The organism is Streptomyces sp. E-08, from assembly GCF_049913095.1.
Taxonomy (GTDB): Bacteria; Actinomycetota; Actinomycetes; order Streptomycetales; family Streptomycetaceae; genus Streptomyces.
Genome location: NZ_CP183971.1, coordinates 5241193 through 5261312, shown reverse-complemented (window position 1 = coordinate 5261312; position 20120 = coordinate 5241193). Strand labels below are relative to the sequence as shown.

Annotated in this window: 19 protein-coding genes; 4 read left to right on the top strand and 15 right to left on the bottom strand. The window is 71.7% G+C overall.

What is annotated here, in order from left to right:
- Positions 1 to 32 precede the first annotated feature (32 nt).
- Entirely contained in the window at positions 33 to 1004 is a 972-nt protein-coding gene (locus ACN9MM_RS24415) for a sigma-70 family RNA polymerase sigma factor (RefSeq protein WP_426365727.1), read from the top strand.
- Here ACN9MM_RS24415 and ACN9MM_RS24410 read toward each other — a convergent pair.
- On the bottom strand, positions 993 to 1301 hold the full coding sequence (locus ACN9MM_RS24410; RefSeq protein WP_426365725.1) for an STAS domain-containing protein: 309 nt from the start codon (positions 1299 to 1301) through the stop codon (positions 993 to 995). The genes ACN9MM_RS24415 and ACN9MM_RS24410 overlap by 12 nt on opposite strands.
- A gap of 27 nt (positions 1302 to 1328) precedes the next feature.
- Here ACN9MM_RS24410 and ACN9MM_RS24405 point away from each other — a divergent pair, with 27 nt between their 5' ends.
- Positions 1329 to 1979, top strand: coding sequence for an HAD family hydrolase (locus ACN9MM_RS24405; RefSeq protein ID WP_426365724.1), 651 nt, complete (start codon positions 1329 to 1331; stop codon positions 1977 to 1979).
- On the opposite strand, the gene ACN9MM_RS24400 is transcribed toward ACN9MM_RS24405, so the two are convergent.
- The 12 genes from ACN9MM_RS24400 to ACN9MM_RS24345 all read right to left on the bottom strand — a co-directional run bounded on the left by ACN9MM_RS24400 (position 1972) and on the right by ACN9MM_RS24345 (position 15844).
- Positions 1972 to 2550, bottom strand: coding sequence for a Uma2 family endonuclease (locus ACN9MM_RS24400; protein WP_426365723.1), 579 nt, complete (start codon positions 2548 to 2550; stop codon positions 1972 to 1974). The genes ACN9MM_RS24405 and ACN9MM_RS24400 overlap by 8 nt on opposite strands.
- Positions 2551 to 2649: 99 nt before the next feature.
- Positions 2650 to 3927, bottom strand: a complete 1278-nt coding sequence (locus ACN9MM_RS24395; protein ID WP_426365722.1) for a thymidine phosphorylase — start codon at positions 3925 to 3927, stop codon at positions 2650 to 2652.
- 81 nt (positions 3928 to 4008) lie between these two features.
- Positions 4009 to 4404 carry a cytidine deaminase gene (locus tag ACN9MM_RS24390; RefSeq protein WP_426365721.1) on the bottom strand — a complete coding sequence of 132 codons (396 nt, stop codon included), beginning with the start codon at positions 4402 to 4404 and terminating at the stop codon, positions 4009 to 4011.
- A complete protein-coding gene (locus ACN9MM_RS24385) occupies positions 4401 to 5663 on the bottom strand; it encodes an ABC transporter permease (protein WP_426365720.1) in 1263 nt (420 codons plus the stop codon). Before ACN9MM_RS24385 ends, ACN9MM_RS24390 begins: the two co-directional genes overlap by 4 nt.
- The gene (locus ACN9MM_RS24380) at positions 5660 to 6775 is read right to left on the bottom strand and encodes an ABC transporter permease (protein ID WP_426365719.1); all 1116 of its coding nucleotides are present in this window, start codon (positions 6773 to 6775) and stop codon (positions 5660 to 5662) included. The genes ACN9MM_RS24385 and ACN9MM_RS24380 overlap by 4 nt, the downstream gene beginning before the upstream one ends.
- A complete protein-coding gene (locus ACN9MM_RS24375) occupies positions 6772 to 8409 on the bottom strand; it encodes an ABC transporter ATP-binding protein (RefSeq protein ID WP_426368814.1) in 1638 nt (545 codons plus the stop codon). Before ACN9MM_RS24375 ends, ACN9MM_RS24380 begins: the two co-directional genes overlap by 4 nt.
- A gap of 194 nt (positions 8410 to 8603) precedes the next feature.
- A complete protein-coding gene (locus tag ACN9MM_RS24370) occupies positions 8604 to 9662 on the bottom strand; it encodes a BMP family lipoprotein (protein ID WP_426365717.1) in 1059 nt (352 codons plus the stop codon).
- A 350-nt stretch (positions 9663 to 10012) separates the two neighbouring features.
- On the bottom strand, positions 10013 to 11233 hold the full coding sequence (locus ACN9MM_RS24365; protein WP_426365716.1) for an amidohydrolase: 1221 nt from the start codon (positions 11231 to 11233) through the stop codon (positions 10013 to 10015).
- A 116-nt stretch (positions 11234 to 11349) separates the two neighbouring features.
- The gene (locus ACN9MM_RS24360; protein ID WP_426365715.1) at positions 11350 to 12462 is read right to left on the bottom strand and encodes a hypothetical protein; all 1113 of its coding nucleotides are present in this window, start codon (positions 12460 to 12462) and stop codon (positions 11350 to 11352) included.
- Positions 12459 to 13352: an N-acetylneuraminate synthase family protein gene (locus tag ACN9MM_RS24355; RefSeq protein WP_426365714.1), complete on the bottom strand. Its 894-nt coding sequence runs from the start codon at positions 13350 to 13352 to the stop codon at positions 12459 to 12461. The genes ACN9MM_RS24360 and ACN9MM_RS24355 overlap by 4 nt, the downstream gene beginning before the upstream one ends.
- A 9-nt stretch (positions 13353 to 13361) precedes the next feature.
- Positions 13362 to 14555, bottom strand: a complete 1194-nt coding sequence (locus tag ACN9MM_RS24350) for a cytidylyltransferase domain-containing protein (RefSeq protein ID WP_426365713.1) — start codon at positions 14553 to 14555, stop codon at positions 13362 to 13364.
- Positions 14555 to 15844, bottom strand: coding sequence for a DUF6716 putative glycosyltransferase (locus ACN9MM_RS24345; RefSeq protein WP_426365711.1), 1290 nt, complete (start codon positions 15842 to 15844; stop codon positions 14555 to 14557). Before ACN9MM_RS24345 ends, ACN9MM_RS24350 begins: the two co-directional genes overlap by 1 nt.
- Positions 15845 to 16063: 219 nt before the next feature.
- On the opposite strand from ACN9MM_RS24345, the gene ACN9MM_RS24340 reads away from it, so the two are divergent.
- Positions 16064 to 17083, top strand: coding sequence for a glycosyltransferase family 2 protein (locus tag ACN9MM_RS24340; protein ID WP_426365710.1), 1020 nt, complete (start codon positions 16064 to 16066; stop codon positions 17081 to 17083).
- Positions 17080 to 18414 (top strand): polysialyltransferase family glycosyltransferase, encoded by a 1335-nt coding sequence (locus ACN9MM_RS24335; protein WP_426365708.1) that lies wholly within the window; start codon positions 17080 to 17082, stop codon positions 18412 to 18414. The genes ACN9MM_RS24340 and ACN9MM_RS24335 overlap by 4 nt, the downstream gene beginning before the upstream one ends.
- Before the next feature lie 90 nt (positions 18415 to 18504).
- Here ACN9MM_RS24335 and ACN9MM_RS24330 read toward each other — a convergent pair whose 3' ends face one another.
- Positions 18505 to 19326 carry a MerR family transcriptional regulator gene (locus ACN9MM_RS24330; protein ID WP_426365707.1) on the bottom strand — a complete coding sequence of 274 codons (822 nt, stop codon included), beginning with the start codon at positions 19324 to 19326 and terminating at the stop codon, positions 18505 to 18507.
- 37 nt (positions 19327 to 19363) lie between these two features.
- A complete protein-coding gene (gene leuE, locus ACN9MM_RS24325) occupies positions 19364 to 20020 on the bottom strand; it encodes a leucine efflux protein LeuE (RefSeq protein WP_426365706.1) in 657 nt (218 codons plus the stop codon).
- Positions 20021 to 20120: the final 100 nt, after the last annotated feature.

Sequence of the window (20120 nt, the reverse complement as noted above, 5' to 3'; positions counted from 1 at the left end):
TGCCGGTGAGGGGTGAGTGGGGTGTGGACCCGATGAGTGACGCCGCGGCCGCGACGACCGAGGAACTCGACAAGTACCGCAGGGAGCTGACCGGTTACTGCTACCGGATGCTCGGATCCTCCTTCGAGGCGGAGGACGCGGTGCAGGACACCATGGTCCGCGCCTGGAAGGCCATCGACTCCTTCGAGGGCCGATCCTCGCTGCGCTCCTGGCTGTACCGGATCGCCACCAACGTCTGCCTCGACGCGCTGAACGCCGGCAACCGGAGGGCGCGGCCCATGGACCTGACCGGACCGACGCCCGTCGCGCAGGCGCAGCTCGTCAAGCAGCCGGAGATCACCTGGCTGGAGCCGGTTCCCGACGGGCGGGTCCTGCCCTCGGCCGGCGACCCGGCCGAGACGGCCGTCTCCCGCGAGACCGTGCGGCTCGCGTTCGTCGCCGCGCTCCAGCACCTGCCGCCCAAGCAGCGGGCCGTGCTCATCCTGCGGGAGGTGCTCGCCTGGAAGGCGAGCGAGGTCGCCGAGCTCCTCGACACCTCCGTCGCCTCGGTCAACAGCGCCCTCCAGCGGGCCCGCGCGACCCTGGCCGAGCAGGCGCCGGCCGCCTCCGACCCGGCGAACCCGCTGGACGAGGAGCAGCAGGCGCTCCTGGAGCGTTATGTCGCCGCCTTCGAGGGCTACGACATGAAGGCGCTGACGGCGCTCCTCCACGAGGACGCGACGATGTCCATGCCGCCGTTCGACCTGTGGCTCCGGGGTCACGACGACATCGTCGGCTGGATGCTGGGCGTCGGCGACGTGTGCCGGGGTTCGAAGCTGGTCGCCACCGTGGCGAACGGTTCGCCGGCGTTCGCGCAGTACCACCCGGACCCGGCCGGCGGCTTCAGCCCGTGGGCACTGATCGTCCTGGAGCTGCGGGACGGCAAGGTGCATGGGATGGACTTCTTCCTGGACACCGAGCGGTGGTTCCCGCTGTTCGACCTGCCGGCGCGGCTAGAGGCCTAGAGTCTCGGCGAGGCCGGTCAGGAGGAGCAGGGCCCGCAGCTCGGGCCCCACTCCCTCGAAGCGGATGCGGTGGCCCCGCCGCCCGGCGGCCAGCCTCAGCCGGGCGAGGGCGTCGACGGCGGTGAGGTCGGCGCCCGCGAGCGCGCCGGCCTCGCAGACGACCTCGCGGGGCGGGGCGGCGGCGAGCTCGGCGCAGAGCCGGGCGACGTCCTCCCGACCGGGCCGGGCGGGCAGGGTCACGACGAGGGGCTGACTGGTGTCCACGTTCGTACGACCGTCCGGGTTCCCGGAACTCATCGCAGGACACCCCCTAGGCTCCCGATCATGACTCTTGAGCCTGTCGAACTGGTGATCTTCGACTGTGACGGCGTTCTGGTGGACAGCGAGCGGATCTACTGCCGGGTGGACCGGGAGGTCTTCGCCTCGCTCGGTGCCGAGTTCACCGAGGCGGAGATGGCCGAGTTCTTCGTCGGCTCCTCGCACGAGATGCTCACCGCGATCGTGGAGGAGCGGCGGGGCCGCCCCCTGGAACCCGGCTGGCAGGCCCCGTTCAGGCAGCGGTACGAGGACGCCCTGGACGCGGAGCTGACGGCCGTCGAGGGCGTCGTCGACGTCCTGGACGCCCTGTCCGTCCCGTACTGCCTCGCCTCCAACGGCAGCCACACCAGCATCCGCAGGAACCTGGGCCGCACCGGGCTGCTCGGGCGCTTCGAGGGGCGGGTGTTCAGCGCCCGGGACGTCTCCCGCGGCAAGCCCGCTCCGGACCTCTTCCTGCACGCGGCGGCCACGCTCGGGGTCCCGCCGGAGCGCTGCGCGGTCGTCGAGGACAGTCCGTACGGAGTCCAGGCGGCCCGCGCGGCCGGCATGCGGGCCTTCGGCTACTGCGGGGGGCTGACGCGGGCGGACCGACTGACGGGGACGCGGACGGTGGTCTTCGACGACATGCGCGAGCTGCCGGGACTGCTGCTCACGTGACGGGGAACTCGGCGGTGTCGAGGGTGAGGTCGATGGGTGCGGGGAGGTGGAGCTCCCCGCCGAAGGGGATCGCCCTCAGGACGCGGTAGACGCCGCCGGAAGGTTCTCCGTAGAGCGTGATCGTCGGCCCGCCCGGCACCCAGCGGTCTACCAGGAGGTAGAGGGGTACGCCGGCCGTCGCGTATCCCGCGGCCTTGGCGATGCGGTCGTGGTTCGCGTTCGACTGCGAAGTGATCTCCACCACGAGCTCCGCTTCCGCGGCCGGGATGAAATGACCGGACCCCATCAGCGCCGCCCGGGGAGCGACCAACAGGTCGGGGATGTACATTCCCGACCGAGCCGGGATGGCGACGGCCTGTGTCTGGTAGATGCCCCACTCATCCGGAATCACCCGGTACAGCCTGCGCTGGATCTCCTCCGCAATGCTGTTGTGCTGGTTGGCGGGTGACGGTGCCACGGTGATGATCCCCTCGATGATCTCCACCTTGCAGCCCTCGGGCCAGTCCATCTCGTGCCAGAGGCGGACGACATCGTCCCAGCCCTGCCCGGCCTCGGTGGCGAGTGCGCTCATGGTGTGCTCCTCAATCGGTCGTCACCGATCCCAGCATGCCGAACGGGGCCGGTGGTGGTCCACCGGCCCCGTTCACCCGAAGGTGTCACAGGCATATGCCTAGGCGATGCGGTCCAGCACGATCGGGTTCGCCGTGAACGCCGTGCCCGGGGCCGCGATGTCCCAGGCGCCCTCCAGGGAGCCCAGCGCGTACTCGAACTTCTCCGGGGTGTCCGTGTGGAGCGTCAGCAGCGGCTGGCCCGCCGTCACCGTGTCGCCCGGCTTCGCGTGGAGCTCCACGCCCGCGCCCGCCTGCACCGGGTCCTCCTTGCGGGCGCGGCCCGCGCCCAGGCGCCAGGCGGCGATGCCGATGTCGTACGCGTCGAGGCGGGTCAGGACACCGGTCGACGGGGCCGTGACGACGTGCTGCTCGCGGGCGACCGGCAGGGTCGCGTCCGGGTCGCCGCCCTGGGCCGCGATCATCCGGCGCCAGACGTCCATCGCCGAGCCGTCCGCGAGGGCCTTCGCCGGGTCGGCGTCCTTGATGCCGGCCGCGGCCAGCATCTCGGCCGCCAGGGCGATCGTCAGATCGACGACGTCCTTGGGGCCGCCGCCGGCCAGGACCTCGACGGACTCGCGGACTTCGAGCGCGTTGCCGGCGGTCAGGCCGAGCGGGGTGGACATGTCGGTGAGGAGGGCGACCGTCTTCACGCCGCTGTCCGTGCCGAGGCCCACCATCGTCCGCGCCAGCTCGCGCGCGTCCTCGATGTTCTTCATGAAGGCGCCGGTGCCGACCTTCACGTCCAGGACGAGCGAGCCGGTGCCCTCGGCGATCTTCTTCGACATGATCGAGGAGGCGATGAGCGGGATCGCTTCCACCGTGCCCGTGACGTCGCGGAGCGCGTACAGCTTCTTGTCCGCCGGGGCCAGGCCGTCGCCCGCCGCGCAGATCACCGCGCCCGTGGTGTCGAGGACGTGCAGCATCTCCTCGTTGGAGAGCAGCGCGCGCCAGCCGGGGATGGACTCCAGCTTGTCGAGCGTGCCGCCGGTGTGACCGAGGCCGCGGCCGGAGAGCTGCGGGACGGCCGCGCCGCAGGCGGCGACGAGCGGGGCGAGCGGGAGGGTGATCTTGTCGCCGACGCCGCCGGTGGAGTGCTTGTCGGCGGTGGGACGGGAGAGGGCGTCGAAGTTCATGCGCTCGCCGGACGCGATCATCGCGGCGGTCCAGCGGGCGATCTCCGTGCGGTTCATGCCGTTCAGCAGGATGGCCATGGCCAGGGCGGACATCTGCTCGTCGGCGACCACACCGCGGGTGTACGCGTCGATGACCCAGTCGATCTGCTCGGGGCTCAGCTCGCCCTTGTCCCGCTTCGTGCGGATGACGGAGATGACGTCCATGGTGGTGCCTCTTTCTACGCGCATAGAGGGGGAAAGGGGGAGCGACCCTTCCCATCGTGCCGGAAGGGCCGCTCCGAGGAACTACTTGGCGAGGTGGCCCGGGCCGAAGGCCTGCGGGAGCATCTCGGCCAGGGTCAGGAAGCCGGCCGGGGTCTCCAGGACGAGCTCGGGGCCCCCGAACTCGTACAGCAGCTGACGGCAGCGCCCGCACGGCACCAGGGACTCGCCCCGGCCGTCCACGCACACGAAGTGCGTCAGCCGTCCGCCGCCGGTGGCCTGGAGCTGCGAGACGAGCCCGCACTCGGCGCACAGGCCGAGGCCGAAGGAGGCGTTCTCCACGTTGCAGCCGGAGATCACCCGCCCGTCGTCCACGAGGGCCGCCGCGCCGACCGGGTAGCCCGAGTACGGGGCGTACGCGCGGGACATCGCCTCGCGGGCCGTCTCCCGGAGGAGGTCCCAGTCGGGCGCCGTCGTCACTTGCCCTCGCCCTTGCGGTACGGCAGGCCGTCCGCCTTCGGCATCCGCAGGCGCTGCGCCGAGAGGGCGAGCACGAGCAGGGTGGTGATGTACGGGGCGGCGTCGACGAACTGGCTCGGGACCTCGTCGGTCAGGAAGTACCAGAGGAAGAAGGCGGCCGAGAAGCCGGCGGAGACGGCCGCGACCACGTACTTCTTCTTGTACAGCTGCCACAGCGCGGCGATCACCAGGAGCAGCGCGACGAGCAGCAGCAGCGCGTGGACGTTCTCGGCGCCGCCGCGGAGCTTGAGGCTGTCGGTGAAGCCGAAGAGGCTCGCGCCGAGCGCCATGCCGCCGGGCATCCAGTTGCCGAAGATCATCGCGGCGAGACCGATGTAACCGCGGCCGCCGGTCTGGCCCTCCTGGTAGATGCCGGTGGAGACGATCGAGAGGAACGCGCCGCCGAGGCCGGCGAGGCCGCCGGAGACGACGACGGCGATGTACTTGTACTTGTAGACGTTGACGCCCAGGGACTCGGCCGCGACCGGGTTCTCACCGCAGGAGCGCAGCCGCAGGCCGAAGGCCGTGCGCCAGAGGATCCACCAGGTGGCCGGGATGAGCAGGGCGGCCACGATCGTCAGCAGCGACAGGTGGGTGACCAGACCGCCGAGGATGCCGGCGACGTCCGAGATCAGGAACCAGTGCTTCTGCTGGAGGTCCATCAGCCAGTCCGAGAGTCCTGGGATGGTGATGTCGGTGATCGGGTCGATGCGCGGGGACTGCTTGGAGGAGCCGCCCTCGGCCTTGTCGAAGGTGAAGTTCGACAGGTACTGGGTGAAGCCGACCGCGAGGATGTTGATCGCCACACCGGAGACGATGTGGTTCACGTTGAACGTGACGGTGATGATCGCGTGCAGGAGGCCGCCGAGCGCGCCGCCGAGAATACCGACGACGACGCCGGTCCACGGGCCCCACTGGTAGCCGGCCCAGGCGCCGAACCAGGTCCCGAGCACCATCATGCCTTCGAGGCCGATGTTGACGACGCCCGCGCGCTCGGCCCACAGGCCGCCGAGACCGGCCATGGCGATCGGCACGGCGAGCTGGAGCGCGCCGGAGATCTGGCCGACGGAGGTGAGGTCGTCGGCGCCGGAGACGACGCGGACGAGCGAGAAGAGGACGAGGCCGGCCGCGACGATCAGCAGGATCCAGGGCCAGGTCAGCTTGCGGCGTCCGGCCTTCTTGGGCGCGGCGCTCGGCTTGGCGACAGTGCCGGTGCTCATGCCGAGACCTCCTTGTCGGTCTTGATGGCGCCGCCGGCGGCGAGCTCCTCGCCGACCTTCTGCTGCTGGCGGCGGGTGCCGTAACGGCGGACGAGCTCATAGGAGACGACCACGGCGATCACGATGATGCCCTGCATGATCTGGGTGATCTCCTTCGGGTAACCCGAGACGTCGAGGTTCGAGGACGCCTTGTCGAGGAACGCGAAGAGGAGGGCCGAGAAGAGGATGCCGACCGGGTGGTTGCGGCCGAGCAGGGCGACGGTGATGGCGGTGAAGCCGACGTTGACCGGGAAGGCCAGGCTGTACGTGTGCGACTCGCCGAGCAGGATAGGCATGCCGGCCAGACCGGCGAGGCCGCCCGAGATCAGCATCGCGGTGAGGATCATCTTCTTGGCGTCGACGCCGCTGGCCTGGGCCGCGGACTCGCTCTCACCGGTGGCGCGCAGGTCGAAGCCGAAGCGGGTGCGGTTGAGGACGAACCAGTAGACGACGCCGAGCGCGAGCGCGACGAAGGTGAAGCCGTAGATCTCGCCGCCGTCGCCCATGTCGATGCCGGGGAACCAGCCGGACTCGGCGATCTGACCGGTGGTGAGGTCGTTGGAGCCGGCGGGCTGGACGCCGAAGTTCTTCGGCAGGATGAGCCAGGCCACCAGGGAGGTGGTGATGGCGTTGAGCATGATCGTCGAGACGACCTCGGAGACGCCCCGGGTGGTCTTCAGGATGCCCGCGATACCGGCCCAGACGGCGCCGGTCGCGATGGCGACGATCACGATGAGCAGGATGTGCAGCGGACCGGGCAGGTCGACGGCCGCACCGACGAGCGCCGACACCATCGCGGCGAGGCGGTACTGGCCCTCGACGCCGATGTTGAAGAGGTTCATCCGGAAGCCGATGGCCACGGCCAGGGCCGCCAGGTAGTAGATCCCGGTCTGGTTGACGATGAGGACCTGGACGTCGGAGTACCCGGCGTTCTCGATCATCAGCCGGATCGGCTCGATCGGGTCCAGGCCCGTCGCGAGCAGCACCAGGACGGTGAGCACGAAGGACGTGACCAGGGCGAGCACCGGGCCGGCGGCCCCGATGATCAGCTTGTCCTTGTCGATCTTCATCATCGGGCGTCACCGTCTTCGGGCTGCTCTTCGGTGCCTTCGAGGCGGCCGGTGGCTGCGCCGGTCATGGCGGAGCCCAGCTGCTCGGGCGTGATGGTGGCGGGGTCGGCGTCGGCGACCAGCTTGCCGCGGTACATGACACGCAGGGTGTCGGAGAGGCCGATCAGCTCGTCGAGGTCGGCGGAGATCAGCAGCACCGCGAGGCCCTCGCGGCGGGCGTCCCGGATCGCGTCCCAGATCTGCGCCTGCGCGCCGACGTCCACACCGCGGGTGGGGTGGGCGGCGATCAGGAACTTGGGGTTGTGGCTCATCTCGCGGCCGACGATCAGCTTCTGCTGGTTGCCGCCGGAGAGGGAGGACGCGGTCACGTCGATGCCGGGCGTGCGGACGTCGTACTCGCGCACGATCCGCTCGGTGTCCTTGCGGGCGCCCTTCGGGTCGAGGATGCCGCGCTTGGAGTTGGGGGCCTCGGTGACGTGGCCGAGGATGCGGTTCTCCCAGAGGGGGGCCTCCAGGAGCAGGCCGTGGCGGTGGCGGTCCTCGGGGATGTAGCCGATGCCGCCCTCGCGGCGCTTGCGCACCGAGACCTTGGAGATGTCCGCGCCGTCGAGGGTGATGACGCCCGCGTCGGGGCTGGCGATGCCCATCAGGGCCTCGATGAGCTCGGTCTGGCCGTTGCCCTCGACACCGGCGATGCCGAGGATCTCGCCCTTGTGGATGGTGAGCGAGATGTCGTCGAGGAGCTTGCGGCCGGCGGCGGCCTCCTCGTGCACGGTGACGGTGACGGACGGGTCGGCCGGGGCGGCGGTGGTCAGCGGGGCGGCGGCGGCGCCGCTCTCCAGCAGCGTCAGGCCTTCGACCTTGAGCATGGCCACGTCGGTGACCGTCGACTCGCGGGTCTCCGGCGAGGGCAGCTCGCTGCCGACCATCAGCTCGGCGAGCTGCTTGGTGGTGGCGGTCTTCGGGTCGGCGGTGCCGACCGTGGTGCCCCGGCGGATGACGGTGATGTCGTCGGCGACCTTCAGGACCTCGCCCAGCTTGTGCGAGATGAAGATGACCGTGAGGCCCTCGGACTTGAGCTCGCGCAGGTTGTCGAAGAGCGCGTCGACCTCCTGCGGGACGAGGACGGCGGTCGGCTCGTCGAGGATGAGGATCTTCGCGCCGCGGTAGAGGACCTTGAGGATCTCCACGCGCTGCCGGTCGGCGACGCCGAGGTCCTCGAGGAGGGCGTCGGGGCGGACCCCGAGGCCGTACGCGTCGGAGATCTCCTTGATCTTCTTCCGCGCCTTGGCGCCGATGCCGTAGAGCTTCTCGCCGCCGAGGACGACGTTCTCCAGGACGGTGAGGTTGTCGGCGAGCATGAAGTGCTGGTGCACCATGCCGATGCCGCGCGCGATGGCGTCACCGGGGCTGGAGAAGGTGACCTGCTCGCCGTCGACCGCGATGGTGCCCTCGTCCGGCTTCTGCATGCCGTAGAGGATCTTCATGAGGGTCGACTTGCCGGCACCGTTCTCGCCGATGAGGGCGTGCACGGTGCCCTTGCGGACCGTGATGGCGATGTCCTTGTTGGCGACGACGCCGGGGAATCGCTTGGTGATGCCGTGCAGTTCTACGGCAGGGGGGCTGGACGCGTTGATGACGCACTCTCCTTGGCCGGAAGGAGTGGGAGCGGGGAGGGCAGGGCGGGGCGAAGTTATCGTGCCAGGGAGACATCTACACGCGTAGCGCTGCCGAAAAATGAAAACCCGTACGGGAATGGGCCCGGGGCCCGGGATCCGGTGGGGGTGCCACCGGACGCCGGGCCCGGGCTCAGGTCGTGACCTGCGTGTCCTTACGGAGCGGTCTTGACCGTGATCTTGCCGTCGACGATCGCCTGCTTCGCCTTGTCCACGGCGGCGGTGACGTCGGTCATCTTGACGTACGCCGGGTTGGAGTCGGCCAGGCCGACGCCGTTGGTGGCGAGGCCGTAGCGGATCTCACCGGTCTGCGGCTTGCCGTCCTTGACGGACTTGATCACGTTGTAGACCGAGCCCTGGACGTCCTTGGTGACCGAGGTCAGGATCTGGTTCTTGTACGCGGCCAGACCCGCCTGCTTGTACTGGTCGGAGTCGACGCCGATGGCCCACTTGCCCGCGGCGGAGGCGGCCTCGATGGCGCCGGAGCCCGCGAGACCGGCGGCGGCGTAGATCACGTCGGCGCCCTTGTCGAGCTGGCCCTGGGCGGCGGCCTTGCCGAGGTCGGGCTTCGAGAAGCCGTCGAAGTTCGGCGGCTGGGTCAGGTACTGGGTGAGCACCTTCGCCTTGGGGTTGGTGTCCTTGACGCCCTGCGTGAAGCCCGCCTCGAACTTCTTGATCAGCGGAACCTCGACACCGCCGATGAAGCCGACCGTGCCGGTCTTGGACGCCTTGGCGGCGGCGACGCCGGCCAGGTAGGAGCCCTGCTCCTCGTTGAAGACGAGGTTGGCGATGTTCGGGGCGGTCACCGAGGTGTCGTCGATGAGGCCGAACGTGGTCTTCGGGAAGGCCTTGGCGACCTTCGCGATGGCCGGGGCGTAGGAGAAGCCGACGCCGATGACCGGGTTGTTGCCGGCGCGGGCCAGCGAGGTGAGGCGCGCGACCTTGTCGGCGTCGCTCTCGCCCTGCGACGGCTCGGCCTCGGAGCCCTTGACGCCGAGCTCGTCCTCGGCCTTCTTCAGACCGGCGTAGGCGGCGTCGTTGAAGGACTGGTCGCCGCGGCCGCCGATGTCGTACGCGATGGCGACCTTGGTCGCGCCCGCGGACGAGCTGGGGCTGGAGCTCGAACCGCTCGACGACTTGCCACAGGCGGTGGCGGAGAGCGCGAGCGCCGCGGTGGCGATGCCCACGGTCGTGATCCTGGTGATCCGGCGCAAGAGGAGGGTCCCTTCAAGACTGACCGAAAGCGCCTCTTCCGGCGCTGGTTTCGCGGCGATCGTAACGCGCGTAGATGTCAGTTAAAGACCCGTTCATGAGTCGTTATCGGATCGTCGCGAACCGGCCAGCCGAGGCGACCGGGGGCGTTCGGCCCGGTACCGCCGGTTATACCGCCCTGGAGGGGTGGCGCGACAGGGCCCGGGAGGCGACGCGCCGTGCCCTGGGCCGACCGGGGGACACGGCGTCGGGCCGACCGTGCGACGGGCGGTGGACCGCCCGGGGGAAGGTCGGTGGGCCGGACGGATGACGGGCCCCACGGGCTCCTTCCGGCCTTCCTTCCGGCCGGAAATCAGCGCTGGGGCGTGGCGTCGAGCAGGGCCGCGGCCGTGAAGAGCTCCACGCCGGCCTCGATGCACCGCTCGTCGACGTCGAAGTCGCCGGCGTGCAGGTCCCTGACCCGGGTGTCGCCGGGGGTGCGGACGCCGAGGCGGGCCATGGCGCCGGGGACGTGCTCCAGGTACCAGGAGAAGTCCTCGCCGCCGAGGCTCTGCTCGGTGTCCTCGATCGCCTGCGGTCCGCGGCGGGCCGTCATGGCGTCGCGGAGCAGTTCGGTGATGACCGGGTCGTTGACCACCGGGGGGACGCCGCGGACGTAGGTGACGGTCGACTTGGCCCGGTGCAGGGTGGCGACCTCGTCGATCGCCGCGTGGACCAGGTCGGGCGCGTCCCGCCAGGAGGGCAGGTCGAGGCAGCGGACGGTGCCGGAGAGCTCGGCGTGCTGCGGGATGACGTTGGGGGCGTGGCCGGTCTCGATGCGGCCCCAGGTCACGGAGAGGCCCGAGCGGGCGTCGACGCGGCGGGCGAGGACGGCGGGGACGTCGATGGCGACCCGGGCGGCGGCGGTGACGAGGTCGGTGGTGAGGTGCGGGCGCGCGGTGTGGCCGCCGGGGCCGTCGAGGGTGACCTCCAGGCGGTCGCAGGCGGAGGTGATGGGGCCGACCCGGAGCCCGATCTTCCCGGCGTCGACGCGGGGGTCGCAGTGGACGGCGATGATCCGGCCCACGCCGTCCAGGACCCCGGCCTCGATGGCGTCGGCGGCTCCGCCGGGCAGGACCTCCTCGGCGGGCTGGAAGATCAGCCGCACGGCGTTCGGCAGCAGGCCCCGGCGGTCGAGCTCGGCGAGGACGAGTCCGGCGCCGAGGACGGTCGTGGTGTGGACGTCGTGTCCGCAGGCGTGGGCGCGGTTGGCCACGGTGGAGCGGTAGGCGACGGTCTTCACGTCGGGGATGGGGAGCGCGTCGAGGTCGGCGCGGATCGCCAGCATGCCCCGGCCCGGGTCCCGGGTGCCGATGTCACAGATGAGCCCGGTGCCGGCCGGGAGGACCTTCGGCGCGAGGCCGGCCGCCTCCAGGCGGGCCTTGAGCGCGGCGGTCGTACGGAACTCCTGGTTCCCGAGCTCGGGGTGCATGTGCAAGTCCCTGCGGAAGGCGACGAGTTCGGCGCGCAGGGAGTCGGACAGCGTTCCGGGCAGGGTGACGGAGCCTGGCTCACGGGACTTCAACTGGTTCACCCTTTGAAGGGTAGGCCCGTCGAGAGGTCAACTGCCCGTTGATCACGAGAATTTCAGCCCCTTAGGGGAAAGAATCTCGGTTTCGCAGGCATGAAGCTCACTCCTTGTGGGTACGCTCAGCCGAATTCGAGCCGGTCGGCCGGATGGGACGCCCGGGTGGTGAGGCGGTCGACCTCGTGGGCCGCGGTGCCCGCGACGCCGGACAGGAAGCCCTGGGCGCGGGGCGAGGCGGTCGCCCGCAGCCACTCGGGCGCTATCTCGATGACGGCGACCTTCACCCCGGTGCCGGCGAGGGCCAGCGGCAGGGTGTGCACGACCGTGGAGGGGAAGCTGACGACCGTGCGCCCGATGGGGCCGCGCCGGGCGATCAGCTCCAGGGGCAGGTCCGGCCGGACGACCTGGAGGCCGGTCTCGACCGCGATCCGGTGCAGTTTCTCGGCGCTCTCCCTGCGGTGCGCGAAGTAGCGGGTGGCGCCGTGGGCGCGGGCGAGCTCGCTCACCACGCGCGCGTAGTGGTCGGCGTCGACGACACCGGTCTCGACGAGCGAGGTGCCGACCAGGTCGGCGCCGCCAGTGAGCCGCGGCGGACCGAAGGTGTCCCGGGTCCAGGCGTACGCGTTCTCGGTGACCGTGACGCCCGGCGGGGCCTCCACGGGCAGCGAGGTGAAGATCTCGACGGTACGGCCCCGGGTGGGGGCGAGCTTCCGCCGGGCGAGGCTCGTGACCGGGGCGAGGACCAGCTCACGGGGGCCGAGGCTGCCCTTGCGGTGCCAGCGCACCAGGCGCTCGCCGCGGCCGAGCTGGGCGGCGAACTCCATGGTCGCGGTGCCGTCGTCGACGACCGTCAGGTGCCGGGGGGCGAAGAGGGTCAGCAGGAGCTGGACGTACCGGGAGAACGGGTCCCCGATGATCACCCGCTCCGCCGAGCGCAGCGGCCGGGCGAGCTCGCGCAGGGTGCGGACGAGCGCGCCCCGGCCGCCGCGGGCCTCCTGCCAGCGCACGGTGAGGCCCTGGTCGCGGGCCAGCTGGGCCATCCGGCGCAGCTGGCCCCGCGACATGGGATCGGTCGGCGAGAGGACGACGACCGTGAGGGGCGGGGTGGCGTCCGCGGGGCCGGCGTCCGCCGGATCACCGGTCGGGGGCGCCGTGCCGGGGTTCTGCGTGTGTGCCCATTCCAGGACGTTGAGGAGCTGGACCGGGCTCTCGACGAACGCCAGCTGCCCGGTCATGCGGCGACGGTGCCCTGGACCCGGCGGAGCTTCTTCATCGGGCCGAGCTCCGACTCGTACACCTTCTTGACGCCGTCGCCGAGCGCGGCCTCGATGGTGCGGATGTCGCGGACGAGGCGCTGGAGGCCCTGCGGCTCGACGGAGGCGGCCTGGTCGGAGCCCCACATGGCGCGGTCGAGGGTGATGTGGCGCTCGACGAAGGTGGCGCCGAGGGCGACGGCGGCCAGGGTGGTCTGGAGGCCGGTCTCGTGGCCGGAGTAGCCGATCGGGACGTTCGGGTACTCCTCCTGGAGCGTCTGGATGACGCGGAGGTTGAGCTCCTCGGCCTTGGCCGGGTAGGTCGAGGTGGCGTGGCAGAGCAGGATGTTGTCGCTGCCCAGGACCTCGACCGCGTGGCGGATCTGCTTCGGCGTCGACATGCCGGTGGAGAGGATCACCGTGCGGCCGGTGGCGCGCAGCTCGCGCAGCAGCTCGTCGTCGGTGAGGGAGGCGGAGGCGACCTTGTGGGCGGGGACGTCGAACTTCTCCAGGAAGGCGACGGCCTCGGTGTCCCACGGGGAGGCGAACCAGTCGATGCCGCGCTCCTTGCAGTGCTCGTCGATGGCGCGGTACTCGTCCTCGCCGAACTCCACGCGGTGGCGGTAGTCGATGTACGTCATCCGGCCCCAGGGGGTGTCGCGCTCGATGTCCCACTGGTCGCGCGGGGTGCAGATCTCCGGGGTGCGCTTCTGGAACTTGACGGCGTCACAGCCGGCCTCGGCGGCCACGTCGATCAGCTTGAAGGCGTTGTCGAGGTCGCCGTTGTGGTTGATGCCGATCTCGCCGCAGACGTAGACGGAGCGGCCCGGGCCGGCGGTCTTGGTGCCGAGGGTGCGCAGACGGGTGTTCATGGTCGTTCCTTACGGGTTGGGGGTGTTCAGCTCGGGTCCGAGGAGCCAGGCGGCGATCTCTCGGATCGCTCCGGAGCCGCCCGGGGTGACGGTGACCGCGCGGGCGGCGGCCCGTACGGAGTCGTGGGCGCTGCTCACCGCGACGGGCCAGCCGACGAGGTGGAAGCAGGGCAGGTCGTTGACGTCGTTGCCGGCGTAGAGGACGCGCTGCGGGTCGATGCCCTCGGCATCGCACCACTCCTTGAGGGCGCGGTCCTTGCGGTCGATGCCGTGCAGGACGGGGATCTTGAGCTTGCGGGCGCGGGCGGCGACCACGGCGTTCTGCTCGGTGGAGAGGATGAGGACGGGCAGTCCGGCGCGGCGCAGGGCCGCGATGCCGAGGCCGTCGCCGCGGTGCGCGGAGACGAACTCGCGTCCCTCGGCGTCGAGGTGGACCCGGTCGTCGGTCTGCGTGCCGTCGAAGTCGAGGACGACGGCGTCGACGTCGGCGAAGCCGGGCGTGACGGGCTCGGCGGCCTTGTCGACGAGTGACGCGATGGCATTGGCGCGGGCGAGGTCGTGCGGGTCGTCGATCTCCAGGACCCGGGCGGGGTCGGTGACGACGAGCGCGGTGCGGCCGAAGAAGCGGTGCTCGTGGGTGCGGAACCCGGCGGCGTCCATCGCGTAGACGGCGCCGGTCTCCAGGTACTCGGGCTCCCGGTCCTGGCGGCGCGGACGGTAGGACTTGTCGTGGTTGACGCCGGTGGCCCCTTCGGGGCTCTCGCGCCAGAGGAAGCCGTGGGACGGGGCGGCCGTGAAGGCGGTGTCGGCGGCGCCCGAGGTGATCCGCTCGGCGGTCTCGGCGACCTCGGCGGAGGTCAGGAAGGGGCTGGTGCACTGGACGAGGAGGACCACGTCGGCCGGGCGGCCGTGGGTGGCCTCGAAGGCGTCCATCGCGTGCAGGACGGCGGCCTCGCTGGTGGCCGTGTCGCCCGCGATCGCGGCGGGCCGCTGGACGGCCTCGGCCCCGGCGGTGCGGGCGGCGGCCGCGATGGCGGCGTCGTCGGTGGAGACCACGACGTGGGTGACGGCGCGGGCGCCGAGGCAGGCGTGGACGGCGCGGGTCACGAGGGGGATCCCCGCCACCGGGGCGAGGTTCTTGGCGGGCACGCCCTTCGAGCCGCCCCGGGCGGGGACGACGGCGAGCACGATCGGGGACGACATCACAGTTCTCCCAGGCGGCGGATGACGGGGGCGACGCGCTGCACGCCGTGGCGGTACGCGCCCCGCGCGGCCTCCCGGACGACCCGGCGCAGCCCGCTCTCGCGGGGCTCGGGCGCGGTGACGTCCAGGCGGTGGCGGGCGAGGATCCCGGGCAGGTATCCGGGGGCCGTCTCCGTGGTGTAGTAGGGGCTGATCGGGGGCAGAGCCGGGAGCTCCAGGAGCTCGGCGACCCGGTCGCGGGCGGCGTCGAAGGCCTCCTCGTACGAGCCGTCGGAGGCGACGCCCTGCCGGGCGAGCCAGGTCTCGTCGGGTGCCGGCGCGTCCCCCTTGTCGAGCCGGTCGAAGGAGGCCAGCAGGCCGGAGCCGACGAAGTGGTGGTTGCCGAGCGCCTCGCGGACCCCGAGGTCGGTGAGGATCGCGGTGGGGATCCGGCGGTGCAGCGCTTCGAGGGCGGCCGTCGAGGAGACGGTGACCAGGAGGTCGGTGCGGTCGAGGACCTCGCCCATGTGTCCGTACACGAGCCGGAAGTTGTCCGGCGGGTCGAGCTCGCGGACCAGCTTCTGGAAGGGGAACTCCTCCAGGTGCGTGGTGTGTTCGCCCGGCTTGGAGCGCAGCTTGAGGAGCACCTCGCGGTCCGGGTGCAGCCGGGCGTGTCCGATCAACCGCCGGAGCACGTAGGCGCGTTCGGCGCGGGTGGCGGGCACGGAGGGCTGGGCGGCGAAGACCAGGGTGTCGCGGCCGGCCTCGGGGGCGTGCGGGGCGCCGCCGAGGAAGGGCAGCGCGGCCTCGACGACCGACTCGGCACCGGCGCCCACGCCCTCGTACACGGCGCGGAAACGCTCGGCGTCGTGACGGGAGTTGGCGAGGACCACGTCGGCGCCGTGGCGCAGCAGGAGGCCGTCGGTCAGCTTCTCGTAGACGACGCCGACGTAGCCGGTGACGACCACCGGGCGCCGCTCCAGGGCGAGGTCGGCCAGGCCCTGGAGGACGGCCCGGACGGTGCCGCCGACCAGGGCGAGCACGAGGACGTCGTAACCCTCGCCGCGGGCCTCCGCGTCCCGTATCGCACGCAGGAACTCCGCGCCCGTCACCTCGCGCGGGGTGGTCGTGGACACCCCGGTCTCGGCGAGCTGGCGCGCGGTGGGCGTGGCCCGTCCCCGCAGGACGAAACCGGTGGGTTCGGCGGTCGCCGTGGTGATGCGGCGCGCGGTGAGGGCGCCCCATTTCCACCGGGTGTCGGAGTCGGCGAGTACGGCGACCCGTACCGCTTCTCTGGTACTTGCTGGCACGTCGAGGACGCTAGAAGGGCATTCCGCTTTCCGGCCCAACTGAGCCACAACAAACGGTGAACAGAGCCTCTCCGCCCGCTGAAGTGGGTCGCTATCCGGACGTGCGGCGGCTGATTTCCCCCGCGGGTAAAGGCGGTTAATCGGCCCGCCGCTTGGTGTTCACCGAAAGGCTGCCCGGCGGTCGGTGGGAATGCCGGGGCGGCGCCTAGCGTCGGCCGCGTGGTCAAGCTCTCCGTCGTCGTGCCGTTCTTCAACGTGCAGACATACGCCCCCGACACCCTCACGAGCCTGCGGTCCAACGCCCGCGAGGACTTCGAGTTCCTGCTGGTCGACGACTGCTCGTCGGACGGGACCCCGGAGCTCCTCGAACGGGCCGCGCGCGAGATCCCGGGTGCCGTCCTGATCAGGCACGAGCACAACGAGGGCCTCGCCACGGCCCGGAACACCGGCCTCGACGCCGCCCGCGGCGAGTACATCGCCTTCCTCGACGGGGACGACTGGCTCGCCCCCGGCTACTACGACCGGCTCGTCACCGCCGCCGAGGAGCTGCGCTGCGACTTCCTGCGCACCGACCACGTCACGGTGACCGGCCGCAACCGCGCGGTGCGCCGGGTGCCGGTCCCCCGCCGCGGCGAGGTGCTGCGGCCCCGGGACGCGATCCTGCCCTCGCACCGGACGACCTCGGTCGACTACCCGTACGCCTGGGCCGGGATCTACCACCGCCGGCTCCTGGACCGGGGTCTGCTGCACTTCCCGCACGGCCTGCGGACGGCGGAGGACCGGCCGTGGATCTGGAAACTCCACCGCGAGGCGGAATCGTTCGCCGCCATCGGGGAACTCGGTGTGTTCTACCGGCGCGGAGTGGCGACCTCGCTCACCCAGATCGGCGATGTCCGGCAATTGGATTTCATCCGCGCCTTCGACCAGGTGATCGAGGAAACGGCGCGGGACAAGGACGCGGACCTTCTTCTCCCGAAGGCCGTCCGGACGTATTGCGCGGTGATTTCCCACCATGTCGGTTCGATCGAGAAGTTCGAACCCGAGGTGGCGCGCCTGCTGAGGTCGATGAGCTCGGGCGCGCTGCGGCGGATGCCGCAGGGGGTCCTCGACGAGGCCCTGACGGCGATGGGCGGGGACCGCGCGACGATGCTGCGGCGGCTGCGCAGGCGCCGGCCCGCACCACCACCGGCGGCACCGGTCCGTGACGGCGGCGCCGGCTCCCCGGAGGTGGCCGCGTGAACGCCCGGACCACCCAGGACTCCCGCCGGATCACCCAGGTCTTCTGCGCCTCCACCCTCTACGGCGCCGTGACGCTCGCCGCCGCGCTCGACAGCGGCGCCTTCGCGCCCGCCGACCGCCGCGTCCTCCTCGTCACCAACAACGCGGCCGTGCCGGAGACGACCCCCGCCCTCGACGAGGCCGAGGGCTTCGAGCGGCTGCGCGGCCGCTTCGACTCCGTCCTGTCCTGGAACGAGACGATCTCCCCGCTCCACCCGGCCGGCTGGACCCCGCGCCCCAGCGACCTGCCGCTCCTCCAGCGGCATCTGCGCAAGCTCTGGGACCTCGGCGACGACCGCGTCGAGATCGCCCTGGAGTCCCTCCAGGTGACGCCCGCGCTCGCCATCGCCCAGCTCCTTCCCGACGCGCCGGTCACCGTGTACGCGGACGGCCTCATGAGCTACGGGCCGACCCGCAACAAGATCGACCCGCTGATCGGCGGGCGCGTGGGCCGGCTGCTCCACCTGGACCTCGTCCCCGGGCTCGCGCCGCTGCTGCTCGCCGAGTTCGGGGCGGTGCCCGAGCCGGTGCCGACGGAGGCCTTCACGAAGGTCGTCGAGGAGCTGGCGGGACCGGTCGCCGGAACCGCCGCGGAGGGCCCCGCGCTGCTCCTCGGCCAGTACCTGGCCGCGCTGAACCTGCTGACCCCCGCCGAGGAGGAGGAGCTGCACCTGCGGATGGTCCGGGGCGCGATCGCCCGCGGCCACCGGCGGCTCGTCTTCAAGCCGCACCCGACGGCCCCCGACGCCTGGACGCGGACGCTCGTGGAGGCGGCGGCGGAGCTCGGCGCCGAACTGACCGTCGAGGACCGGCCGGTCCTCGCCGAGGTGCTCTACCGCGAGCTGCGGCCGGCGCTCGTCGTCGGCTGCTTCTCGACGGCGCTGCTCACGGCGGCGACCTTCTACGGGCTGCCGGTCGCCCGGGTCGGCACGCGCGCGCTCCTGGAGCGGCTCACCCCGTTCCAGAACAGCAACCGGATCCCGCTCACGGTCGTCGACGCGGTCGTCCCGCCCCTGGAGGAGGAGGGCGCCGCCGCCGGGATCGGTACGGAGGAGCTGAACGACCTGGTCGCGGCGGTCGGCTTCGCGATGCAGCCGAAGATCCGCCCGGAGCTGCGCGAGCCCGCCGTACGGCACCTCTCGGGCCCGCTCGCCGACCGCACCCGGCACCACTTCACCCGACGCCGCCTCACGGTCCTGGACCTGCCGGGCGGCCTGCCGATCCCCCGCCACCCGAAGGTCCGCCGGCTCGCGCGCCGCGCGCTGCGGCTGCGCAGGGCGCTGCAGAGGTAGCGGGCCGGGGAGGAAGCGCCACCTGCCGAAGGACGGCGGGCCCGGGCACCCGTGCGGGGGCACCCGGGCCCGCAGGGGCCGAGCGGGGGATCAGGCGCGGACGATCGGCTCCTGGATCTCGGAGACCCAGCCGGCCGGGTCCTCCGGGCACTCCAGGTACAGCTCACGGGCGTAGCCGGCGGACCGGAAGCCGTTGGTGTCGATCCAGGCGGCCAGGGTCTGCACGGTCGGCAGGATCTCGTCCATGGAACCGCGGTGGACGATGGTGGCCGCCTCCTCGATACCGGGCAGGACGTGCACCTCGACGCCCTCCGCGGCGGTGCCCTCGGGCACGGTCGTCGCGGCGTGCACGCGGACCGAGCCGTCCCCCTTGCCCGCGTCCTCGTAGTACGCGACGGCCGGGCCGAAGCCCGTGACGCCCGCGGCCTCCAGGCGGCCGCACAGCTCCTCGTACAGCGGTCCGATGACCGGGGTGATGTCCTCGGGGCCGAAGCTCGCGGCGACCGCGCTCAGCTCGGCGACACGGACGGCGGGGACCTTCTTGACGACGACGTCCTGGGTGGACATGCGTCCCTCACTCTCGATGGCGTGGAGCCTCGCACCGACCTGGGCGAGCCGGGCCCGCGCCGCCTCCAGGGCCGCTTCCAGCTCGGCCTGGCGCAGGCGCAGCATCCCGCGCAGCTCCTCCGCGCCGATCTCGTCCCGGAGGATCGACCCCACCTGTTCGAGGGTGAAGCCGAGGTCCTTGAGCGCGATGACGCGGTTGAGCGGGGCGAGCTGGTCCGCCGAGTAGAAGCGGTAGCCGCTGTGCGGGTCGACGTGGGCCGGGCGCAGCAGTCCGATGGCGTCGTAGTGGCGCAGCATCCGGACCGACACCCGCCCGTGCCGGGCGAAGTCTCCGATGGTGAACATGACGACTCCTACGGAACGGCCTCACACGGTGTGAGGGTCAAGCGGCGCTGCTGAGGGAGAGCTTCGCCGCGAAGCCGAGGAAGAGGGCGCCGGCGGCGGAGGTGGCTCCGGCGGAGAGGCGCTTGCGGCGGCGGAAGGCCTCGGCGAGCCGCGTGCCGCCGAAGATCAGGGTCGTCAGGTAGAGGAAGCTGCCGAGCTGGAGCAGGGTGCCGAGGACCAGGAAGGAGAGCGCCGGGTAGGCGTAGGACGGGTCCACGAACTGCACGAAGAAGGAGATCAGGAAGAGGATCGCCTTCGGGTTGAACAGGCTGATGATCAGCGCCCGGCGGTACGGGTGCTCGGACGGTCCGGCGTCCGCCTCGGCCGCGGCCTCGGCGGCGACCTCGTGGCGGGTGCGCCACATGGCCAGGGCGGCCCGCAGCATGCCGATCGCCATCCAGGTCAGATAGCCCGCGCCCGCGTACTTCACGATCGTGAAGAGGAGCGGGGTGGTCTGGAGCAGGGAGGCGGCGCCGAGCGCGGCGAGCGTCATCAGGACGGCGTCGCCGGTGAACACCCCGGCGGCGGCCTTGTATCCGGTGCGGGTGCCCTTGCGGGCGGCGACGGACAGCACGTACAGCGAGTTCGGCCCCGGGAGGAGGATGATGAGGACGAGCCCGGCGAGATAGGTCGGAAGATCGGTGACACCCAGCATGAAGCGGAGTGTCGCACACCGGTACGACCTTCCGCTTTAAGTTTCAACAGGCGAAATCGACCGGAAGATGACGCCGGGCCGTCGGTGGGGCCGGCGGGGA

Bases quoted from the DNA above. Each gene is read 5' to 3' on its own strand.
- leuE (WP_426365706.1), bottom strand. From the start codon at position 20,020: ATGCTGGGTGTCACCGATCTTCCGACCTATCTCGCCGGGCTCGTCCTC.
- ACN9MM_RS24415 (WP_426365727.1), top strand. From the start codon at position 33: ATGAGTGACGCCGCGGCCGCGACGACCGAGGAACTCGACAAGTACCGC.
- ACN9MM_RS24350 (WP_426365713.1), bottom strand. From the start codon at position 14,555: ATGTCGTCCCCGATCGTGCTCGCCGTCGTCCCCGCCCGGGGCGGCTCG.
- ACN9MM_RS24410 (WP_426365725.1), bottom strand. From the start codon at position 1,301: ATGAGTTCCGGGAACCCGGACGGTCGTACGAACGTGGACACCAGTCAG.
- ACN9MM_RS24400 (WP_426365723.1), bottom strand. From the start codon at position 2,550: ATGAGCGCACTCGCCACCGAGGCCGGGCAGGGCTGGGACGATGTCGTC.
- ACN9MM_RS24405 (WP_426365724.1), top strand. From the start codon at position 1,329: ATGACTCTTGAGCCTGTCGAACTGGTGATCTTCGACTGTGACGGCGTT.
- ACN9MM_RS24360 (WP_426365715.1), bottom strand. From the start codon at position 12,462: ATGACCGGGCAGCTGGCGTTCGTCGAGAGCCCGGTCCAGCTCCTCAAC.
- ACN9MM_RS24380 (WP_426365719.1), bottom strand. From the start codon at position 6,775: ATGATGAAGATCGACAAGGACAAGCTGATCATCGGGGCCGCCGGCCCG.
- ACN9MM_RS24385 (WP_426365720.1), bottom strand. From the start codon at position 5,663: ATGAGCACCGGCACTGTCGCCAAGCCGAGCGCCGCGCCCAAGAAGGCC.
- ACN9MM_RS24330 (WP_426365707.1), bottom strand. From the start codon at position 19,326: ATGTTCACCATCGGAGACTTCGCCCGGCACGGGCGGGTGTCGGTCCGG.
- ACN9MM_RS24395 (WP_426365722.1), bottom strand. From the start codon at position 3,927: ATGGACGTCATCTCCGTCATCCGCACGAAGCGGGACAAGGGCGAGCTG.
- ACN9MM_RS24355 (WP_426365714.1), bottom strand. From the start codon at position 13,352: ATGAACACCCGTCTGCGCACCCTCGGCACCAAGACCGCCGGCCCGGGC.